This is a genomic window from Oceanobacillus sp. FSL K6-0127 (assembly GCF_037983385.1).
Lineage (GTDB): Bacteria > Bacillota > Bacilli > Bacillales > Amphibacillaceae > Oceanobacillus > Oceanobacillus profundus.
Map to the genome: position 1 here is coordinate 3,493,138 of NZ_CP150287.1, position 22,037 is coordinate 3,515,174.

Consider the following 22,037-nt stretch of genomic DNA (forward strand, 5'->3'; position numbering starts at 1 on the left):
TAGAGAAGTATTACTGACCGTGACAGTTTTTATACTTTTTACCACTCCCGCATGGACATGGATCATTTCGACCAACGGTTTGTTTTTTCACAATCGGTTTACGTACTTTCTTTTTCTCATCCTGTCCACCAGCTACTGCTTGTGTGTTTTTCACTACTTCTTGACGTTGTAGGTTCTCTCGAATTTGAGCTTTCATAATATATTTTGAAACCTCTTCTTCGATACTCGCAACCATTGCTTCAAACATTGCGAAACCTTCCATCTGATATTCCCTTAATGGATCGTTTTGTCCATACGCACGTAAATGAATCCCTTGTCGGAGCTGATCCATTTGATCAATATGATCCATCCATTTCGAATCGACTGCTCGAAGAACAATAACCTTCTCGAATTCGCGGAACTGTTCAGGTGTAAGCTCCTCTTCTTTTTGATCGTAACGTTTGCGCACTTTTTCCATAATTAGTGCAGAAATTTCTTCAGCTTCTTTTTCCTTCAAATCTGCTTCGGATAGATCTTCAGGATCCAGCAGATTACCATGCACATACTCAACAATGGCTTTTAGATCCCAATTTTCTTCATCATTATCCTGTGTATGGGTACCTACAACTCGATCAATCGATGATTGCAGCATGTTTTCAATAATTTCTCGAATGTTTGCATCTGCATCAATAACCTCGAAACGTTGTTTATAAATAATTTCACGTTGTTCACGAAGTACATCATCATAGGATAAAACTGTTTTACGAGCATCAAAGTTATTTCCTTCCACTCGTTTCTGAGCAGATTCAACAGCTTTGGATACCATTTTACTTTCGATTGGCTGCGTATCATCCATGCCAAGTCTTTCCATCATGTTTCTTAGGTTGTCTGAACCAAAACGGCGCATCAATTCATCTTCCATCGATAAGTAAAATTGCGTTATACCAGGATCGCCTTGACGTCCGGAACGTCCTCGAAGCTGGTTGTCAATTCGGCGTGATTCATGACGCTCTGTACCAACAACTGCGAGTCCTCCCAGATCTTTTACTCCTTCACCAAGCTTAATATCAGTACCACGACCGGCCATATTTGTCGCAATTGTAACAGAACCCTTTTGTCCGGCCGTTTCGATAATTTCAGCTTCCCGATAATGGTTTTTCGCATTTAGCACTTCATGCTTAATGCCAGCCTTTTTCAATAACTTGGAAATAAGCTCTGAAGTTTCTACCGCAACTGTACCAACTAGTACAGGCTGTCCAGCTGCATGTCTTTCCTTGATGTTCTCCACAACAGCGCGGAATTTCCCTTCCATTGATTTATAAATTAAATCTGCACGATCATCACGAGCAATTGGCATATTCGTCGGGATTGCAATAACATCCATATTATAGATATTTCTGAACTCTTCTTCTTCCGTTTTCGCAGTACCTGTCATACCCGATAGCTTATTGTACATCCGGAAGAAATTCTGGAATGTAATGGAAGCAAGTGTCATGCTTTCGTTTTGAATTTGCAGACCTTCCTTTGCTTCAATCGCCTGATGGAGACCGTCACTATACCGACGACCTTTCATTTTCCGTCCGGTAAACTGGTCAATAATAACGACTTCTCCATCTTCCACCATATAATCATCATCACGATGCATAGAGGCGTGTGCTTTCAATGCTTGGTTAATATGATGGGTTAAGGATACATTATTTAAATCAAATAAATTCTCAATGGAGAAGTATTTTTCCGCCTTATTAATTCCCTCTTCAGTTAATTGAACACCTTTTGTTTTTTCATCGTACGTATAATCTGTTTCCTTGGAGAGGGTAGCTACAAACCCATCTGCTTGTTGGTAAAGTGTAGCTGATTTCTTTGCAGACCCGGAAATAATTAGCGGCGTTCTCGCCTCATCAATTAAAATTGAGTCAACCTCATCAATAATAGAAAAATTCAAAGGACGCTGTACCATTTGATTTTTATATAGAACCATATTGTCCCGGAGATAATCGAAACCAAATTCATTATTCGTTCCATAAGTTATATCGCTTGCATAAGCTTCCCTTTTTTCTTCCTTCGATAAACCATTTCCATTTAAACCAACGGTCAATCCAAGAAAATTATAAAGTTTCCCCATCTCGGTTGCATCACGTTCCGCCAAATATTCATTGACAGTAATGATGTGAACACCTTTATCAGACAATGCATTTAAGTATGCTGGCATCGTGGAAGCGAGCGTTTTACCCTCACCTGTTTTCATTTCAGCAATATTACCTTCATGCAGGGCCACTGCCCCAATGAGCTGAGAAGCAAAAGGCCGCATACCAAGCACACGTTTAGAAGCCTCACGGACAACTGCATATGCCTCCACTAGTAAATCATCAAGTGTCTCCCCATTTGCAATCCGTTCTTTAAATACCTTCGTTTTATTTTGTAAATCTGTATCAGAGAGTTTTTCAATCTCTGCTTCCATTGCTTCTATTTGATCTACTTTTTTTTGTATTCGATTCAATTGCTTTTGATTACCGTCACCAAAAATCTTCGTTAAAAAACCAGCCATATGTTAAACGCTCCTTTAGAAAACTCGACATTCGTTAAAGGGATTCGTACGAAAGCGTTCTTTGCTTTCTTAGAAGCCCTTATACTTTGGAGTGCTTTGCCTCCTAAGCGAATGTCTTAGTTGCACTTATGCAAATAGGAAAGTTTAATACTTTCCTATTTGACAAAAATCAATACTATAATCCACTACTTATCATAACACTTTCCAATAATGTATGACAACTGACTAGGCATTATATAGCCCTATATTCTAAAAAAGAAAGCAGACTGGGGATAGTCTGCTTTCTTTAAGGAAGGAAAAAATCGGGGAGAGTATTGCTCAGGATTCATTGCCTATTTTTCTTGACCTGAGAAAAACTCGGTAACTTTTCGGTTCGTAGCTGCAAGAATTTCAAGCAGCTGGGTAATTGTAGCTTCATGTTGTTGTACTTGTGTTACCAATGCAAGAAATCTTCGTTCATCCTCTTCATTCACACAAATACCTCCTAGTTCGTTTGATTCATTTATAACATCTATATGGGTCAAAAGACTAATCGCCATTTTTAAATTTCAGACTTGTATTCGACAAAAAACAGTGACAAAAAGAGAGTTTTAGCATAATAAATAAATTCTTTTCCCTTATTTTCAGACAAAAATTAACACTAAAATACAAAATCAGCATTTCGTTCTACATTTTTCGACATTGTATCATATAGGTTAGCTAAAAGCCTGCATAACCGGGATTATTTCAGAAATAAAAACGACCCCAAATTTGGAGTCGTCTTTATTTCTCTAACTTTATTTAAAATACATTTGGTTCAATTAATCCATACTTGCCATCTCTACGTCGATATACAACGTTTGTATCACCAGATTGGTCATTTGTAAAAACAAAGAACTCATGACCAAGCATATCCATTTGAAGAATTGCTTCTTCTGAATCCATTGGTTTTAAATTAAATCGTTTTGTTCTTACGATTTCGATTTCATCACTTTCTTCTTCAACAGCATTTGCACTTTTTTCCATTTCAGCAAAAGCATATTTAGGTGCACCATTCTGTCTGGTTTTTCGATTTATTTTAGTTTTATATTTACGAATCTGTCTTTCTAGTTTATCAACTACAAGATCTACAGCAGCGTATAAATCTATGTGTTGAACTTCACCGCGTAATAATAGATTTGTCATTGGGATTGTAACTTCAATTCGTTGTTCATCATTATAGACACTTAAATTTACATGTACATCGGACGTTGGAGCATCATCGAAGTATCTTTCTAGCTTGCTGATCTTTTTTTCAACGTATTCTTTAATTGCTCCAGTCACCTCGAGATTTTCACCACGAATGTTAAATTTCATAAAAGTGTCCTCCTTTATTCTTTATAGTTTTATTATACTACGTTACCACCAACTTTTCCTGTTTAAACCTTCCGGAAAATTTGCTGTTTTTTGTAAAATCATCTGTAAACCGCATGATATCAAGCATTAGGAGATTTACATTTTATTAATATAATTTACAAAAAAATATTAAAGTTAATATATAAATAAAAAATGACGTGTACATTGTACACGCCATCACCCATTATTTTTTGCTATCCATAAACATTCCGTCCATTGTTTGGACATTTTTATAAGGATTCGTATAGGACTGGTTTGATTTTTTCTGCATTTTGACCTGCTTCATTTCTTTTTTTAAATCCAAAAATAGCATCTGCATTTTCGATTGAATTTCCTCATTAACTTGCATAAGTTCTTTACCAAGTTGCTTTTCTGCTTCAGTATATGGTGGATTTAATGCTTTCATAGCAATTCCGCGTTGTGTAATTAATGCTGTCAACTGTTCAATTATCGACTCTCTTGTTTTACCTGTAATCTCCTGATTTAAGAGTTGTTTCATTTGCATTGTCAACTCATAAACTGGCTCCGCTCTGTTCATTATACCGGTTCGCCTTTGGCAAATTGCTGCTGACGATTTTTTAGAATAACTTGTTTCCATGTGTCACGGAATTCTGTTACAAATTCCAAAACTTCTTCCAACTTCTTCACGTCATTTTTAATATTTGCTTCTTTCAACTGAAATTGCATGAACTCGTACAGAGGCATGATTTGCTTTGATATTTCCATTTTCGGATCTAGTGTAATCATTAGTTCCTGAATAATGTTTTGTGCCTTCTGGATATTTTTATTTTTTGCTTCATAGTTGTTGTCATTCACGTCTTTCATTGCCTGTTTAATGAATTTCATGCATCCATTATAGAGCATTAAGGTTAGCTCTCCACCAGATGCCGTATTTACAGCGTTATTTTGATAGGCTTGATACGCTTTATTTGCTCCCATTAGCCGTTCACTCCTTCCTTAATGAGCTACATCGTTCCTCCGCCAAAAGCATTCATGAGCATTGCGGATTGATTATTCATCCTGGAAATCGCTTGCTCCATTGCTGAAAACTGTCTCCAGTATCGGTCTTCAATTCTTGTAAGTTTGTCTTCAAATGCAGAGATTCGACCATCGAGATCATCCATACGTCTACCGATTGTATACATTTCAGATGTATAGGAACCTTTACCAGCATGCTTTTCAATTCGGCCGATTGTATTTTCAAGAGAATCCTCAAGGCGATTTAATAGTCCACGACCTTCGCCTTCTACATTATTTAACAGTAGCTTTTGGACACTTTCCGGATCATTTGTGAGTGCGGTTCTCAAATCCCCTTCATTGATCTCGAGTTTACCACCATCTAAATAATCCTTCGTTGTTGACAGACCAATATCAGTTAATAGTTTAAATTGACTACCATTTTCAACCGTTTGATACCAACCTTGGCGTACATCAAATAAAGAAGATGTAATAATAGATTCTCCCTTAAGAAGTCCACTTTTTGCCTTTTCTTCCCAAAGTTCAATTTCATTTTCAGACATTTCTTCGCGCTGTGCATTTGTTAATGGTGGGAAATCCCGATATCTCTGCTCTTGCTGTGAAGAGTTTAACGATTCCACTAATTCATTATATTTTGTAACGAGTTTTGTTATATTCTCGACAGCAGTGTCCACGTCATTTGAAACTGTAAGTTTGGCGCTTTGAGGATTATCTACTGTTCCTGTTGTATCTTTGAATTCAAAGGTAATACCGTTTAATGTGTATCTGTTTTCTTTTGATTCCAACTCCAAGACACCATTATATGTGAATTTGGCGTTTGTACCGCCTTGTTCTTCTCCTAGATCCATTTTTAATACATTAGTAAAGAAGGAATCGTCATCAAATCCGATTTCCTTACCGCCATATTTATTAGAATCTGTATTATAATCCCCGGACCTCTTCGTTTCCAATACAACTTGCTGTGTCTGCTCATCATAAAAAGCACGTACATTTTTATCTGCACTTTCTATTTTTTTTAACACATCTTTTAATGTATCACCTTCATTAATTGTAAAGGTTCGCGCTTGCATTCCCTCAGCTACCTCAGTACCATCTTCTGTTGTATATGCTTCACCATACGTATAGAATGTTATTTCCTCATCAACATAATTAGATAGATCAACATCTTTCCCCACTTTACCAGTACTCACATTAATCGCATTCTTAGCCAACTGAGTTACTGCAATCTCATACGAACCATTGGTAGCAGACGAAGAACCTGTAGCAGTTACTGCATTTCCCATTGTAGAACTGATTGTTTTGGCATTAATCATACTACTATTTAATCTCATGTCGGTAATCATTTTTTCAATTTCAGCTACTTGCTTATTAATATCTCGAAAAGCATCTCGCTTCCATTCAAATTTTATTTTATCCTGTTCCATTTTATCCAAAGGCATTCGTTCAGCTTTCATCAGATCTTTAATAATCGTATCTGTATCAATACCACTGGCTAATCCACCAATTCGCATACTCTTGATCCTCTCCCTTAAATCTTCCTATCAATTAAAATCCCCATAAAATCTGCCATTTCTGCATACATATCAAGCATTTTTTTCGGCGGGATTTCTTTAATCACTTCATTCGTATTCGAGTCAACGACTGTAACGTAGTACTTATCCAATTTGTCATGCAGTTCAAATTTAAGGTTCCTTCTAATAGGCTCCATAAATTCATTTAGCTTTTGAACGACCATGTCAACTTCATTTTTATCTATCTTGTCTTCAACCTTATAATGCGTGTCTGCCCCTATTCCCTTACTCCCAATTTCTGTTATTAATTTCGTGTTGTATTCGTTATTTAGCAGAGATTGAGGTGCTGACATTACTTTATCTAACGCCATGTCAATGCACTCCTAAACTTTTTCTTTTTATATCGGTTACACCCTATACTTTCTAAAGCTTTAAATAAAAATACTTCATTATTCTTTTGTTTCTTTAAGCATCTCAAATAGGTCTAGAGATACACCTGCTGCTTCATTATTTTGCTGTTTGATGTCCAAGTATATTTCTTTACGATAAATATCAACAGATTGTGGTGCAGCTATACCAAGTTTAATTTGATCCCCTTCAATTGCTAGTACCTTAATCTCAATATCTTCGCCAATTTGAATTGCTTCATTTCGTTTTCTTGTTAAAACCAACATTTTTTTACCCCTCTCTCTCAACTGACTGAGGTGTAATTGGTGCTTTTGAAGAATATGCTTCTGTATTTAAAATATATTGTTTCCCTTGTCCTAGACTTGTGTTGATAACAATCGGTGCCTTAAGGTTTAATGTACTTAAATGAAAAGGTTGTTTCAACGTTACAATAGCTACAACTGCAACTTCCTTTACCTCCTTGATTTGCAGGCTCTCGATAAGATTATCATCTAGTTCAATTGAATAATCTGGGTATATTTGATATGGATTTGAAACGATAAATGCTACTGTTGGCGTTTTAATAGACTGTAAAACCTGAAAAATTGGTGTGTCAGGCAAGTCCATTAATACAAACTCCTTTTCGTTAGGAAACCCAGGAATACCAGTTAAAAAATGAATTATTTTACGTTCATCTATTGCAATTTCCCCTAGATATTTTGTTTGTATATTCATTTCGAGTCGTCCTTTCCTATACATATAAATTAGTAAAACTGATTTTTAGATACTGCCTTTGTTTCAAACCTGTTGTGACATTACCAGCCTCATAGGTAAATTCCGGACTTCGAGGTGTTGCATTTATAATTGGTTTCTTGGTTTGAACATCGATATGTACTTCAGCTGGCTGATAGCTTGTTTTCACTGAAAAATGAGAAGGTATGAACTTAATTCCAAGAGACTTCATTGGATCTGAACTATTTTGAATCGCTTGATTAATTAATGGATCTCCACCATTTTCAATTTTCATCAACTCATCACCTTGTCGAGCACGTCTCGCAATCCCATGCATGAGTGAATTTTTTCCTTCTCTTGCAAAACGTTCATTTCGCTCGGTGATATGCATTAAGTTTAAGTCTGCCCATGCTTGGGTTTGATCAATACGAAGCTTCCCTGGAGTAGTTCGTATCGATAATTCTGCTTGTGGCTGTTGAATGTTTAGTTCTGCTTGCGGTTGAGAAATTTCTAGTTTTGCATCTGTATTTTGAATTTCAATTTGTGCCTGTTGTGATTGCATCCGTATTTGTGGAATTTGCATATGCAGCGCACTCCTTCTATCTAAGACCATATTTTACTGAAAATAGTTTAAACGCAACATAAACCCTGAACCCTATAACGGGCCAGGGCTTATGTTTTACGTCCGTCCAGCTTAGCATCCAACGACATACAGGACATTGCGTACTGAGCCTGCAAGGACAATTATGCTTTTGTTATCATCTTAAGAAATCTACTAAAGATGGCTGGATAATTCTTGCTCCTGCTGATAACGCTGCACGGTGCAGGCTTTCTTGGGTAATTAATTCTGTAATTGCTTTTGCGTAATCAATGTCTTCATTTTGTGACATGGTCTGTGTTGCAATAACTTCCTGTTCGCTTAAACGATTTTCGACCAGCTCCAAGCGATTCATGCGTGCTCCAAGCTCTGCACGGGCATTGACGATGTTATTTATACCAATATCCAATTCAGCGATACTAGCATCAATAGCCTCATTATCTAAATCACTATCACCAGTCGCTTCAAGCTTTTCAATAAATGTATCAATCGCATCAAAAATACTTGGTTCACCACCAAAAACTTCATTTCCGTCAACATTTGCTTTTAATGCTGTTCCACTGGAAACTTCAATTAATACAGGGGAATTGTCAAAATCAACTGCACCAGTTTCTTGATTTATTGGAGCTGTATCCGTTTTTGTACCATTAAAGATATATTTATCATTTACATTTGTATTTGCAATCTCAATCATATGTTCTTTTAATTGCTTTACTTCTTCACTGATATTAACAAGCTCTTCTTTATCGTATGTCCCGTTACTTGCCTGTACAGCGAGCTCTCGTATACGCTGCATTGCAGAAGTAGCTTTATCAAGTGCTGTATCGGTATTATCCATCCAATTATGCACTTCATTTGTATTCCGAATATATTGTTCTACTCTTACAAGCTCTGTGCGGTAGCTCATGCCTTTCATCGCAATAACTGGGTCATCAGAAGGACGGTTAATCTTTTTACCGGTGCTCAACTGGTGCAAATACGTATCCATTTTCCCATAACTATTCGTTAAGTTACGGAGCATATTATTCGAAATCATTCCCTGTGTCACACGCATTCAAATCTCCTACCTTCCTACTAATCCCATACTATTTATAATTCGATCCAGCATTTCATCCATTGCTGTCATGCTTCTTGCAGCAGCACTATATGCATGTTGAAATTTAATCATATTCGACATTTCTTCATCCAACGAAACTGAGCTTACAGCCAGACGCTGGTTCTGCACTTGTCCTAACAGTGTGTTTGTATTTTCTGTCATTCTGTTTGCATGCTCAGCTGTTACGCCAAGGTCTCCAATCACAGATTCATAGTACTTTTTAATACTCGCACCATCTAATGTAGCATCACTCTTGTTGAAAACATCTGCTAACATCGATGCGTTATCCCCATTACCAGAATCGCCGGTTGTACTCGTTGCTATTTGACTTCCATCTTCAAGCAATACCGAAATTGCCCCAGCTGCACCAATATAAGCATCTTCTTCCGTGCCAAATTCAGTAAAGAATGCAGCTCCATTTTCATCACCAATTTTACCTGCCTGATGCTGTGCATTAAATGCAGTTGCAAACGCATATGCCATTTTATCCAGGTTACGCAGCATCTCAGGATAATCCCCAACAACTTCACCGGATTCATCCATATAGCCAAATGCATCTATCAGACCTTTGAGTGAACCTTCTGTAGCCAAAATATCAACTTCTGTACCACCAATTGTAAGGTTAGTAACAGCAAGTAATCCTTCTGCTGTTTCATAGTTAGGTTCGTCAAATGCTTGAGCAACTCCAGATACTCCGTCAATTAACGGCGTATCCATAATTGACGTTCCTGCTTCATTTACAAGATTAATCGTTGCAACACCATCACCTTGTTTATTCGGCGGAAGATGACTTTTATCGTATGAAACATCAATGCTTACGATTTCAGAAAGATTGTCTATTAACATATCTCTGCGGTCATATAAATCATTGGCACTATAGCCGTGTGTTTCCAAATGCTTAATCTGTTTATTTAACTCGTTGATTCCATCAATCAATGTGTTCGCATCTTTCACGGTTACATCAATCTGCTTTTGCAAATCCGTGCGTATATTGGTCAGCGACTCTGACATATAATTAAATGTATCTGCTACTGCATGGGCACGCTCGAGCACGACAGATCTTGCACCTGAATTTTCCGGGTTAACTGCAAGATCTTGTAAGGATTGCCAAAACTGATCCATTGTTTTAGATAGACCAGCATCGGAAGGTTCGTTTAATAAAGACTCCATACGGCTTAATGCCTCTGCTCTTGTTGACCAGTATCCCGAAGTACTATTTTCACCACGGAATTGATTATCTAAAAACTGATTGCGAATACGCTGAACCGATCCAGCTTCTACTCCAGTTCCCATTTGCCCTGGTATTTGCGGACGATTACGTGATGCAGCTGGGAAAGCTGATAGTGTTTCAAAATTAACGCGTTGTCTTGAGTAGCCTTCTGTATTTGCATTCGCTATATTATGACCCGTTGTATATAGTGCTGCTTGTTGTGTGGCAAGGGCTTGCCTTGCCATCTCCAAGCCATGAAATGTGCTCATTAGCTTTACTCCTTTATGCCTTCGAGTCAAAAACGGACCGATTCGATACATCGGTTTCATTTTTGACTCCGTAATTCATGCTTTTTAATGTTGGACTCATCAAATCAAGTGACACTTGGACAAACTGCATTGACTGACTAATTAAAACTTGGTTCAACTGCTCTTGCTGTTTTAGCTTCGTAATCAGTTCTGTAAGCTTTGTTGCTGCATTTTCAAGTTTGACTTGCTCCTTTTCAAGCGTGATGTGCTTTAAAATATTTGTAATCGTAGCATCCTCTGCTTGAATATGATTCAATGTACACCAGTTACTTACAGCTTGCTGCCTCTTATTCTCTGCTTGTTCCAATAGTCGTAATTGTTTTCGTTCTTCCACTAGAAGCTTTTGCAGATTTTCAATGGCGCCTTCCTTTACGATACGTGTCTTGTCTTCAGAAACAGCTAATAAATCTGTATGAATTTGAACTAACTTTTCCAATGACTCTCTTATTGTGTCTGCGGACAATCTCCAGTCCTCCTTACGCTATTATTTCGACCAGAATTGCAGCATCTTTTGCGCTGCTTTCTCCGGGTTCACTTTATATTCTCCAGAATCAACTGCCTGTTTAATTTCTTGAACGTAAGCTGCTCGTTTTTCATTCGTTTTTCCACTTTCTTGCAGCTGCTTTGCTTCGTTGGAAATTTCGATGCGATCTTTTTGCTTCGTCCCTTTTGTTAGTTCAGATTGTTTTTGTATTTGCTGCTTATAAGGATTAAAATTTGTTTGATTTGGACCATTTATCTTCATCCTGAACTTCACCCCGTTTTGTTTTAAATATTTATTTCAACGATCATCATTTCTCTCTATTTATTTATCGGCAGCTTAGTCAACTTATTAAATACTTTTAGTTTGATTTATCGCCAGTACTGAAACAGCAAAGTCATATTTATTTTTTATGCTTATCGATTGCATAATACGTATCAATATTAGATGAACTTTTTTTACGTGCTTCTTCCATAACCTTTTCTGTTTTTTCATATGCCGTTAAATCATTTTTTAATTCTTCCGTGCATGAAATGCATAGCTTTCCAGAAGTAATTTCATTTCCGCATTTTTCACATGGATAAGCAAGCTTTGGAAAATCAGACGGGAGAAGTCGTTTTTCCTTTATAAATTTGATAATCAACGATTCTTCTACTCCAGTAGCTTCGATGATTTCAATTAATGTTGCCTCTCTGTTTTTTCTTTCTCTTAAAAAACGATAGACTGTTTGAAATGCTTCCTCTTCTTTTCTATAACAGTTCTGGCAAATATCACGCAACCCTTTTACAAAAACCGTATTACACCGGACACAATTAGCTAACTCAGCCATATTTATTCCCACTTTCCATAATTATAGCACACCTAAAAGCTATCCTCGAATCAGTGTAAATGCATACACAGTCGGACATCCATGCTGCTTTAATAATTGAGCTGCATGACGTAAAGTTGTACCTGTTGTATATATATCATCGACAAGTACGACAGCTTTGTTAATAGGTTGTTTTATAAAAAATGGGTTTTCTGAAGTAATTCGTTCGTGTCTCGTTTTCTTTGACTGCTTTTCTCCATGAATGCGCGAGAGGATGCCTGCGTGCTCAATTGGTAAGAACTCGCACAATTGGAGTGCTTGATTAAACCCCCGCTCCAAAATTCGTTCTCCACTTAATGGAATTGGGACTGCTAGGGACTCTTTTCCCAAAAAAGAAAACCTTTCTCGAAAAGCTTTGGAGACATAATCTCGGAATATTTCTCCTAGCACATAATCTCCCCGATACTTCCAGGTTGCAACAATTGCCTTCATTTTTTCATTGTAGGAAAATATGGAGTGATTAAATTCAATAGTGTTCATTTCTTCTTGCTGCTCCCACCACAGACAATCTGAACAAATTTTCTCTATCGACGGACGACTACACTTTTTACATTGCTTTCCTCCTAACAGATTTAAACCTGCTGCACATTCATCACAAATAGGGCGAGGCAGAGACAACTGAAATAAATTAGCCCAGGTAATCTGCATAATTATCTCACTTTGACAAGCTATACAATCCATTCTTAAAATCCTCCTCTCTTATTCATTTCTTTTATAGAAGTAATGGCTTCATGTATAGCTTCTGTCTTCCCTTGATGGAATAAGATTACTTCCCCCGTCGGATCATCCGGGCTCCTTCCTGCTCTTCCAGCAATTTGTACAAGTGCCGCTTCATCAAAGACATCATGCCCCGCATCCAATATGACAACATCGACAGAAGGGAATGTTACCCCACGTTCCAAAATGGTTGTCGTAATCAAAGCAACTATTTCCTTTTCTCTGAAAGCTTGAACTTTTATTCCCCTATCAGGATCTTGGGCATGGACAGATTGCAGCTGCTTAGCTGAATGTAGTAATCCAGTTTGCAGCAGGAGAATTTCAAATGGTTTTTGCAATTTTTCAGCAAGCATAATTGTTGGAGTGAATATCAATAGCTGTCTGCCTGGGTTTTTCCGGTTTTTCAACCAGTTTATAATTGTTTTTGGAATTGTTAAGTTTTGGAGATCACGTTTTAAACTAAAGCACATTTTAGCTTTGGGGACAGGTAAAGGTTTGCCGTGAAAGCGAAGTGGGACGAATATGTGTGGTAATTGATTACGTTGGATTCGTTTGCGCTGTTTACTGCGTGGCGTAGCCGTTAAATAAACCGTAGCACTTTCGGACTTTTTGGCTCGATTTGCAGCATATGGCAAGGACGGGTCTGCGTGAAATGGAAACGCATCGATTTCATCAATGATTATGACGTCAAATGCTTCCTGATAACGAAGTAATTGATGTGTTGTAGCGATAATCAGCTGAGCTGTTCCAGCTTTATCTAAACTACCACCATACAATGCTTGGATCGTTACTGCTCGAAATGCCTGTTGCAGTCTGGGGTATAATTCTTTCACCACATCAGCTCGTGGTGTGGCTAAGCAAACGCGCTTCCCGCATATTAACGCCTCTGTAATGCCTGGAAATAGCATCTCTGTTTTACCAGCCCCACATACAGCCCAAATAAGCGTTTCCTTTTCATTTATACGGATAGCACTAACAATACGATCAGCAGCTTTTTGTTGCGCAGCTGTAAGACTTCCCTCCCATGTACAAGGACTTTCATGCCGCGGCCAAATCGGCTTTTCGCCTGTCCACAAATAAAGTTTTTCACATTCACTAACTCTCCCCATCTCAATACATTTACGACAGTAAACATGGGTAGATTCACATTGAGTACACGGAAACTTTCCAAAAAGAGAGGACTTTTCATTGCCACATCGCTCGCAATGAAGATGGAAGTTTTTTTCTTTGATGGGTTTTAGCGGAGTAAATTGTTTCGTTGCAAGTAACTGTTTGAAGGCTGTATCATCTAGAGGTATTTCTCTTCTTAATAATAATTTTCCAGCGAAATGCAAGTGGTATTCATCCTGTTTTATCGTAATTTTGTTTGCCATGAATTCACTCTCTTTCTCATGATTTCGTCATTCCCAGACTCACGGCTGGAAATGACGATTATTTTTTATATTGGTCAGCTGACTATTTCACATACCAACCAACACCGATAGCCCCTTCGCCTAGGTGGGTGCCAATAACAGGTCCAAAATAGCTAATTGTCGCTTCCATCGAAGGATACTTTTGTAAAAATGCATCTCGTAGTTCCAGTGCAGATGCTTCATCATTACCATGGATGAAAACAACAGAAAGGTCTTTTCCTTTATTGGCATCTTCCTCAAGCATCCCAATAATTCGGTTGATCGCCTTTTTACGTGTACGAATTTTTTCAAATGGTACGATAAGTTTTTCAGAGAAATGGAGGATTGGCTTTACTTGCAAGAGACTTCCAACCAATGCCTGGGCACCTGAAAGACGGCCACCACGTTGCAAGTTAGTTAGATCGTCTACCATAAAATAAGCTTTCATGGTTTCTTTCATCTCATCTAATCGTTGAATAATCTCCCCAACTGCCTTCCCTTGTTCAGCCATTTTTGCTGCTTCCAATGCATAGAAACCCTGTACCATACAACTCATTTCGGAATCATATGCATAAACATCAATCCCATCTATCATTTCTCCAGCACTAATAACTGTTTGATACGTCCCGCTGATGCCACTGGATAGATGGACGGACACAACTGCATCATAATCTTTTTTTAGCTCTTCTAATTTGGTCGTTACATATCCGATGGAAGGTTGTGAGGTTTTTGGTAATTGCTTTGTTTCTCTTACTTTTTGATAGAATTCCTCTGTTGTAATATCTATTTCTTCCTCATAGGATTTATCTCCAAAGACAACGCTAAGCGGAACCATATGAACATTGGCTATTTCTCTTATTTCAGCAGGTATATATGCTGTGCTATCTGTCATTACAGCAACTTTCATAACCTATCTTCACCTCTAATACGATTTATGTCATTTTTTATTTTACCTCAACTTTTTCTAAAAAGCACTTGTTATTCAGTTTCTTCTCATGTATGTTTTGAGATTGGTAGAAAACCTATCTAGGAGCGCAATTTTGTTGATGATGCATGCAAAGAGGTATTTCTTTTTATCGAAAATTCGCGGATTAGTCGTTCAATCATAATTACCCTATAGATACACACGAAAAAATACCCTGATGATCAGTGCCATCAGGGTATTTTAAGAACAATGCAGCTAGATGACCTCAACCCAACCTTTACGGATAGCTGAAACTACTGCCTGTGTACGATCGTTTACATTCATTTTTTGTAAAATATTACTTACATGGTTCTTTACTGTCTTTTCACTGATGTATAAGGTTTCAGCTACTGCACGGTTACTTTTGCCATCGGCCAGTAACTGCAATACCTGACATTCACGCTTTGTAAGCAAGTGTAATGGTTTGCGGTATTCAATACCTTTATCAGCGATACTTGAACTGTTTTCTCTAGCGAGACGTCGATATTCTTTCACTAGATTATGTGTAATTTTCGGATGTAAGTAAGAACCGCCATCACTGACCACTTTAATCGCTTCAATTAATGAATCGGAATCCATTTCTTTCAATAAGTAGCCTTGTGCTCCAGTTTTCAATGCATGTGTCACATAGCTTTCATCATCATGAATAGATAGAATAATTACTTTCGTATTTGGAAAGTATCTTACTAAATCAGCAGTCGCCTGCACTCCATTTATTTCCGGCATATTTATATCCATTAAGACAACATCCGGATTGTTCTCTTTAACCAGTTTAGACGCTACTGCACCATTATCACCTTCAGCTACTACTTCAAAAGATGGCTCAAAATCTAGTATTCTTTTTACACCTTCACGAAATAATTTGTGATCATCTATTAATACAATGCTAATTTTTTTCTCTGTATTCATTGCCTTTATTCCTCCCACATACTAAATACTAGTTCTTTTACGCCCTATTATGATTATGACAGATCATTTTTCTTTCTCTATATATGAATTTTCTTTTATGAGATTAATGATGCATGTTTCATTCATTTTATTTGCATCAATAATTCTATATAACCTATTATATACGTAACCTGATTAATAGGGAACTTTTATGATAATCGCTGTCCCCTTACCTGGGGAGGACTGAATATGTAACTCTCCTTCTAACATTTCCACCCTTTCTCGCATCCCAATTAAACCGAAAGATTTATCCTTTTTCAAGCTAACATCAAAGCCTTTTCCATTATCTTTAATAACCATTGTTAAGCTGTTTCTACGTATTTCTAACTTCACTTGAATTTGACTAGCTTCACTATGTTTTATTGCATTTTGAATGGATTCTTGCATTAATCTAAAAAATGCAACCTCATATTTTGAATTAAGTCGCTTTTCTTCTCCAAAGACTGAAAACTCTATCGGTACTTTGCTGTAGTCTGAAATACTGTCAACGTATTTTTTCATGGTAGGCACAAGTCCAAGATCGTCTAATGCCATTGGTCTAAGGTCGTAAATGATTCTTCTTACCTCATACAATGAGGAACGTACCATTTTTCGAACACTTTTAATTTCTTCTATCGCATCGTCCATCGAACCATTACGAATAGTTCGTTCAACAATCTCAGACCGAAGTAAAATGTTCGCAAGCATTTGTGCTGGTCCATCATGAATTTCTCTGGATATTTTTCGTCGTTCATCTTCTTGCGCTTCAATTATCTTAAGACCAAATTCCTGTTTTTCCTTAGCATTTTCAATCATTTCATTTACTTGTCTAAAATCATCCTGCAAATAATTAAGAATAACAGAAATTTTCCCAGCCAAACCCTCTGCTCGATTGATCGTATGAGTTAACGTAATTAACCTTCTTTCTAATTCGTCTCGTTTATCACGTAAAGCTTTTTCTTCCTGACGTAAAATAGCCAAATTGGTTTGCATGAGATGGGTATTTTCATACACTTCGCGAATATCTTCCTCAGAATAGCGCTCGAAGTATTTACTAACCTCTGCTAACCGCTTCCTTGAAAATCGTACGCGTTCTTCTAACTTATCCCCATTTTCAATATGCTGCAGCACTTTTTCTTTCGTTTCTTTCAGTTCCAAAACAAGGTGGTCGTGCTCCTTGCGTGCTTCTTCACTAATATTAAAAATCTCATCTTTACTATTTTCCACAACTTCGACCATATCATCAATAACATGATCCAAAGCCTTCTCAGTTATTTTTACACTCATCATTCCCCACCAACCTGTGTTATAATTATACGTACATCGTTTTATTTTTTAAAGGGTCTTTTCCCTTTTAACCGTAAATTTCATCTGGTAATTGATATTTTTTTATTTTTTTAACGTTTAGAAAGACGATACATCTACTATCATGTTCGTTTGAGGTGAGAAAATCAAGATGCTAAAAAGCTATTTAACTGTTAAAAAGAATGGAAATGATGAATTAATCATTCAAAAATCGCGGTTTATTGGTTATGTGCGTAGAGTAGAAACTGAAGAGGCTGCCCATGAATTTATACAAGAAATTAAGAAAAAGCATGCAGATGCTACACATAACTGTTCAGCATATATTATCGGCGAGCATGACCAAATTCAAAAGGCAAATGACGATGGGGAGCCAAGCGGAACAGCTGGAGTGCCGATGTTAGAGGTTCTGAAGAAACAACAGTTGAAGGATACTGCTGTTGTCGTCACAAGATACTTCGGTGGCATTAAGCTAGGAGCAGGCGGATTAATTCGTGCATATGGTGGTACAACCTCTCAGGCGATTAAAGCAACCGGCATTGTAAGAAGAAAACTGATGCAAGGTTTTTCTATTACAGTCGATTATACTTTACTTGGCAAAACAGAAAATGAACTCCGAAATTCCGAGCATCTTCTTGAAACAATAAATTATGTGGAAAATGTTGAATTTATTGTGTACGTGAAACAAGATGAGGCAGAAGCATTTCAAAATTGGATGATTGATTTAACAAACGGGCAAGCAGAATTAAAAACAATCGATCAAAAATACATTGAAATTGATGTTACATCGAACGAAACAGAAGCTGAATAAAAAAACTGCGTTCTCAAGCATGAGGATGCAGTTTTTTTATTTTGCTATAACTTGGGAATGTGTATATTTTGATAAACGCTCACTACGAGAAAGCTCACTAATTAGCTTTTTAATTAAATCTTCTGAACTAATTATTTTTTTCTTCTCTGTTTCATCGATCATCTTGCTTAGCATTTCTTTATACTTTTCTTGCTCTTTCATCAAATTCCCGCCTTTTACTTGTTTTCTAGGTTATGTTTTTACATTTAATGAGAACTGTAGCATAATTTTACATAGAACGGTGTCGAAGTGTGTCGAAAATAAAAAAATAAAATTCCGTTCATCATATCTTTCGTCAAAATTTAACATTTCTGTCTGTTCTTCTGTTTTTCCTCCAACACAATGCAATTACAAGTACTGCAAGCAACGCACCTAAACTATCTAATCCAACATCGCCAATATAAGCGGTACGATTCGGCGTCAACCCCTGATGCATCTCATCTGATATAGCGTATAGAACTGTCAGCAGATAAGAGTAAACGAGACAATGCCAACGCTTTGTATTCTCAATAGTTTTTCGAAAAGCAAGGTAAAAAAACAAAACTAATAAAAAGTATACCGTCACATGAGTACCCTTACGTATAAAGAACTCGACAAAGCCATTTATACCAAGTGTATCCACACTTATAACCGATTTATTAAACGTAAAAGATATCCAACCCACTATACTTTCTAAAAAACTTAAATCTACCATATTATTCAGGAATGGTTTAATGTCCTGCTTCTCATATGGAGTTGCTGAAGAAAAAAATATAATACACATCCAACTGATTGGGAGAACCCAATAGTAGTACTTTGTCATCATTAATCTACCAAACCTCCCAAAAAAATACAATCCCCGCGAAAATTTATTATAAGGTAATTATAATGTAAACCCGCACAATTTATATAGTTTTTTAACAATAACGCTTTATATAGCTTTTTTTTTATAAAAACACATTATTTCTCTTCATTGTAAGTTGAATATGCAAGCGAACTTTGTCGAGAATCAACTATACTCATATAGACATTAAGATTAGTTACCTTTATAATTAATAATCTATGAACATATTATATTAACACCTATTGACATATAACAAGTAAATAATATACGCAAACGTATTCTGTTAAGGAGTCGAAAGTAATGAATAATAAAGCTGTAATTTTAGGAAATAACTACTATTTAGGACTGAGCACTATTCGCTGTTTGGGAAAGTATGGCATACACACTGTTGCAGTGGACTATTCAGAAGAGAATAGATATGCAGCTGAATCAAAATATGTTTCGGAAAAGCTAATTGTCCCTCACTATCAAAATGAAACAAAAGAATTTATTGATGCTTTAATTGATTATGCAAAGTCACAGGACGTGAAACCAGTTCTTATACCTTGTCACGATTCATATGTGGAAGCTATTGACGCTTATTTAGATGAGATTCGTGAATATTACCTAATCCCGCAAACCGAACAAGGGCTATATACAACGGTAATGGATAAAGGCAAACTACATCAGTTAGCAGAGGAAAAAGGTATGAAAGTTCCTGAAACACTAACGATTGACACAGAAAACTTTCATGAAAAGGTCGAAAGTATTATTAAGTTTCCGTGTTTAGTTAAGCCAGTAGACTCCCCTAACTTTGTAAAGAAGTTTAGAAGAAAATTATTTAAAGTGCACTCAATGGAAGAGCTGGAAGAAAAAATAGAGCTAGCAAAAAATGCTGATCTTGAAGTTATCATCCAACGAATCATCCCTGGTTTTGATGATCATATGTATACCTTTGATGCATATCTTAATCAAGATGCTAAAGTAACCCATTGGACTACATGTAGAAAACTTCGTCAATATCCAATTAATTTTGGGGCTTCTGTCTATACCGTTCAAAAACATGTACCGGAGCTATATGAATTAGGGGCTAACTTTTTAGAAGCAATAAAATTTAAAGGCTTTGCCGAAATCGAATTTAAAAAAGATGCAGAAACAGGTGATTATTACCTAATTGAAATTAATGCTAGGATTACAAACCTGAATAGTTTACTGTACAAAGTCGGATTAAACTTCCCATACATTACGTATATGGAACTTACTGGACAACCTCTTGAACCAAAAGCTGTAAATCATAATACAAATACAGCATTTTGGTATTTTTATGAAGATATGTTAGCAGTTAAAGATTATATTAAGACTGGTCAACTGTCAGCGATGACGGTTCTTAAATCTTTATTTAGACCAAAAGCATATGCAATCTGGGACTGGAACGATCCGAAGCCTGCATTTTCATTTGCTGCAAATTTGTTCGGAAAAGTATTTCATAAAGTTACAAAACGATAGGTAATAAAAGGAGCGCTCAATTATGTTATTAACATCCATTATACAGGGCATGCAGTTTGATATAGTTCAAGGTGATTTAAATAAAGATATTAAAGCAATTGCCTACGATTCTAGAAACGTTACAAAGGATGGTATATTCGTTGCGATTTCTGGTTTTCAATTTGATGGACATGCTTTTATTCATAATGCAATTAAACAGGGGGCTTCGGTTATCATCTCTGAAAAAGCGATAACAGTTGATAAAGGGATAACCGTTTTAAAAGTAGCTAATTCAAGAAATGCGTTAGCAAATGTCTCCAGTAATTTTTATAATAATCCTACAGAAAACCTAAATTTGATTGGTATAACAGGGACAAATGGGAAGACATCAACTACTTATTTTGTTAAATCTATTTATGAAGAAGCAAGAAAGTCCATTGCGCTTATTGGTACACTAGGAACCGTGATGAATAATAAAGTAGTTAAAAATAAAAACACAACGCCTATGTCATTAGATCTTCAATATTTCTTCTCAGAAATGGTCACGGAAAAGATCGATAATTGTATTATGGAAGCATCATCCCATGCAATAAGCCTACAGCGTGTAGCATATAGTAAGTTCAATACGGCAATTTTTACAAATCTATCACCTGACCATTTAGAACTCCATAAAAATATGGAGGAGTATTTTGGGGAAAAAGCAAAGTTGTTCAAAATGACCAGCGATTACAACATTATAAATGCCGATGATTACTATGGACAACAATTGATTGAAATGGTTAAGAACGATAATCCAAAGTTAATCACGTATGGTATTCATAGTAAAGCAGATATCTGTGCAACGGATATCCATTATGCTTTCGATCATACTCTATATACAGTTAATACCCCGACTGGCAGTGTAAGAATTAAAGTAAATTTACCTGGGGATATTTATGTGCTCAATAGCCTAGCAGCTATTGCATGTGCTTATAGTAATGGTATTCCATTGGAAGTAATACAATCGGGTATAAACAATATCAAAACAATTCAAGGACGATTTGAAGTTATCTATGAAAAAGATGATTTCAAAGTTATTGTCGATTTTGCACACACGGAAGACGCACTCCAAAAAACATTAAGTATTATGAGACCCTTCGTTAAAGGAAAAATCATATTAGTGTTTGGCGTATACGCTGATACAAGTGAGAATGGAACAGAAAAACGACAAGGTATGGGTAGGGTTGCAGCTGAATTTGCTGACTTTTCTATTGTGACACTTGATAATCCAAAACAACATAATCCATCCATTATGATAAATGAAACAACAGAAGCTATCATTCGTAACAATGGTGACTTTGAAGCAATACCAGACCGAGAAAAAGCAATCCAGCATGCAATCCGTATTAGCAAAGACAATGATATGATCGTAATTGCTGGTAAGGGGCATGAGACAACACAAATTATAGGAGATACAGAAATTCCTTTTAATGAAAAAGAAATTATTTTAGATGCCTTAGCTGAAAAAGTTTCACTCTAATAAATATTTTAAT

25 protein-coding genes are annotated in these 22,037 nt (G+C 36.6%); 3 read left to right on the forward strand and 22 right to left on the reverse strand.

The window, feature by feature from the left end; all coding sequences use genetic code 11:
* Positions 1-10: 10 nt before the first annotated feature.
* The 20 genes from secA to MHH64_RS17355 form a co-directional block, all read right to left on the reverse strand.
* The gene (gene secA, locus MHH64_RS17260) at positions 11-2,524 is read right to left on the reverse strand and encodes a preprotein translocase subunit SecA (RefSeq protein WP_095311158.1); all 2,514 of its coding nucleotides are present in this window, start codon (positions 2,522-2,524) and stop codon (positions 11-13) included.
* 332 nt (positions 2,525-2,856) lie between these two features.
* Complete coding sequence (locus MHH64_RS17265) at positions 2,857-2,997, reverse strand: hypothetical protein (protein WP_158586268.1); 141 nt, start codon at positions 2,995-2,997, stop codon at positions 2,857-2,859.
* Positions 2,998-3,304: 307 nt separating this feature from the next.
* The gene (gene raiA / locus MHH64_RS17270; protein ID WP_095311157.1) at positions 3,305-3,859 is read right to left on the reverse strand and encodes a ribosome-associated translation inhibitor RaiA; all 555 of its coding nucleotides are present in this window, start codon (positions 3,857-3,859) and stop codon (positions 3,305-3,307) included.
* Between the two features lie 223 nt (positions 3,860-4,082).
* A complete protein-coding gene (locus MHH64_RS17275) occupies positions 4,083-4,436 on the reverse strand; it encodes a flagellar protein FliT (RefSeq protein WP_095311155.1) in 354 nt (117 codons plus the stop codon).
* The gene (fliS, locus tag MHH64_RS17280; protein WP_095311153.1) at positions 4,436-4,837 is read right to left on the reverse strand and encodes a flagellar export chaperone FliS; all 402 of its coding nucleotides are present in this window, start codon (positions 4,835-4,837) and stop codon (positions 4,436-4,438) included. The genes MHH64_RS17275 and fliS overlap by 1 nt, the downstream gene beginning before the upstream one ends.
* Positions 4,838-4,863: 26 nt before the next feature.
* Entirely contained in the window at positions 4,864-6,387 is a 1,524-nt protein-coding gene (locus MHH64_RS17285) for a flagellar hook-associated protein 2 (protein WP_303448173.1), read from the reverse strand.
* A 17-nt stretch (positions 6,388-6,404) separates the two neighbouring features.
* Positions 6,405-6,758, reverse strand: a complete 354-nt coding sequence (gene flaG, locus MHH64_RS17290) for a flagellar protein FlaG (RefSeq protein ID WP_095311150.1) — start codon at positions 6,756-6,758, stop codon at positions 6,405-6,407.
* Between the two features lie 78 nt (positions 6,759-6,836).
* A complete protein-coding gene (gene csrA / locus MHH64_RS17295; protein ID WP_095311148.1) occupies positions 6,837-7,061 on the reverse strand; it encodes a carbon storage regulator CsrA in 225 nt (74 codons plus the stop codon).
* 4 nt (positions 7,062-7,065) lie between these two features.
* Positions 7,066-7,509 (reverse strand): flagellar assembly protein FliW, encoded by a 444-nt coding sequence (gene fliW / locus MHH64_RS17300; RefSeq protein WP_095311146.1) that lies wholly within the window; start codon positions 7,507-7,509, stop codon positions 7,066-7,068.
* Between the two features lie 16 nt (positions 7,510-7,525).
* Entirely contained in the window at positions 7,526-8,089 is a 564-nt protein-coding gene (locus tag MHH64_RS17305; RefSeq protein ID WP_340002101.1) for a DUF6470 family protein, read from the reverse strand.
* Between the two features lie 175 nt (positions 8,090-8,264).
* Positions 8,265-9,158, reverse strand: coding sequence for a flagellar hook-associated protein FlgL (flgL, locus tag MHH64_RS17310; protein WP_340002102.1), 894 nt, complete (start codon positions 9,156-9,158; stop codon positions 8,265-8,267).
* A gap of 9 nt (positions 9,159-9,167) precedes the next feature.
* Positions 9,168-10,679 (reverse strand): flagellar hook-associated protein FlgK, encoded by a 1,512-nt coding sequence (flgK, locus tag MHH64_RS17315; protein WP_340002103.1) that lies wholly within the window; start codon positions 10,677-10,679, stop codon positions 9,168-9,170.
* Positions 10,680-10,692: 13 nt separating this feature from the next.
* Positions 10,693-11,181, reverse strand: a complete 489-nt coding sequence (locus MHH64_RS17320; RefSeq protein WP_340002104.1) for a flagellar protein FlgN — start codon at positions 11,179-11,181, stop codon at positions 10,693-10,695.
* 21 nt (positions 11,182-11,202) lie between these two features.
* Positions 11,203-11,463, reverse strand: coding sequence for a flagellar biosynthesis anti-sigma factor FlgM (gene flgM, locus MHH64_RS17325; RefSeq protein ID WP_095311138.1), 261 nt, complete (start codon positions 11,461-11,463; stop codon positions 11,203-11,205).
* Positions 11,464-11,602: 139 nt separating this feature from the next.
* Complete coding sequence (locus MHH64_RS17330; RefSeq protein WP_095311136.1) at positions 11,603-12,028, reverse strand: TIGR03826 family flagellar region protein; 426 nt, start codon at positions 12,026-12,028, stop codon at positions 11,603-11,605.
* A 39-nt stretch (positions 12,029-12,067) separates the two neighbouring features.
* Complete coding sequence (locus MHH64_RS17335; protein WP_303448176.1) at positions 12,068-12,748, reverse strand: ComF family protein; 681 nt, start codon at positions 12,746-12,748, stop codon at positions 12,068-12,070.
* 2 nt (positions 12,749-12,750) lie between these two features.
* Complete coding sequence (locus MHH64_RS17340; protein WP_340002105.1) at positions 12,751-14,157, reverse strand: DEAD/DEAH box helicase; 1,407 nt, start codon at positions 14,155-14,157, stop codon at positions 12,751-12,753.
* Between the two features lie 82 nt (positions 14,158-14,239).
* A complete protein-coding gene (locus MHH64_RS17345; protein ID WP_118889656.1) occupies positions 14,240-15,082 on the reverse strand; it encodes a DegV family protein in 843 nt (280 codons plus the stop codon).
* A gap of 273 nt (positions 15,083-15,355) precedes the next feature.
* A complete protein-coding gene (locus MHH64_RS17350; protein ID WP_095311127.1) occupies positions 15,356-16,048 on the reverse strand; it encodes a response regulator transcription factor in 693 nt (230 codons plus the stop codon).
* A gap of 174 nt (positions 16,049-16,222) precedes the next feature.
* The gene (locus MHH64_RS17355) at positions 16,223-17,353 is read right to left on the reverse strand and encodes a sensor histidine kinase (protein WP_095311125.1); all 1,131 of its coding nucleotides are present in this window, start codon (positions 17,351-17,353) and stop codon (positions 16,223-16,225) included.
* A 169-nt stretch (positions 17,354-17,522) separates the two neighbouring features.
* On the opposite strand from MHH64_RS17355, the gene MHH64_RS17360 reads away from it, so the two are divergent.
* Positions 17,523-18,179, forward strand: a complete 657-nt coding sequence (locus tag MHH64_RS17360) for a YigZ family protein (RefSeq protein ID WP_118889655.1) — start codon at positions 17,523-17,525, stop codon at positions 18,177-18,179.
* 36 nt (positions 18,180-18,215) lie between these two features.
* Here MHH64_RS17360 and MHH64_RS17365 read toward each other — a convergent pair whose 3' ends face one another.
* A complete protein-coding gene (locus MHH64_RS17365) occupies positions 18,216-18,380 on the reverse strand; it encodes a hypothetical protein (RefSeq protein WP_158586267.1) in 165 nt (54 codons plus the stop codon).
* A gap of 133 nt (positions 18,381-18,513) precedes the next feature.
* On the reverse strand, positions 18,514-19,023 hold the full coding sequence (locus tag MHH64_RS17370) for a VanZ family protein (RefSeq protein WP_340002106.1): 510 nt from the start codon (positions 19,021-19,023) through the stop codon (positions 18,514-18,516).
* A gap of 318 nt (positions 19,024-19,341) precedes the next feature.
* Here MHH64_RS17370 and MHH64_RS17375 point away from each other — a divergent pair, with 318 nt between their 5' ends.
* Together MHH64_RS17375 and MHH64_RS17380 are read left to right on the forward strand one after the other, a co-directional pair.
* Positions 19,342-20,526 (forward strand): carboxylate--amine ligase, encoded by a 1,185-nt coding sequence (locus tag MHH64_RS17375; protein ID WP_095311121.1) that lies wholly within the window; start codon positions 19,342-19,344, stop codon positions 20,524-20,526.
* 22 nt (positions 20,527-20,548) lie between these two features.
* Entirely contained in the window at positions 20,549-22,024 is a 1,476-nt protein-coding gene (locus MHH64_RS17380) for a UDP-N-acetylmuramoyl-L-alanyl-D-glutamate--2,6-diaminopimelate ligase (protein ID WP_303448180.1), read from the forward strand.
* The last annotated feature ends 13 nt before the right edge of the window (positions 22,025-22,037 follow it).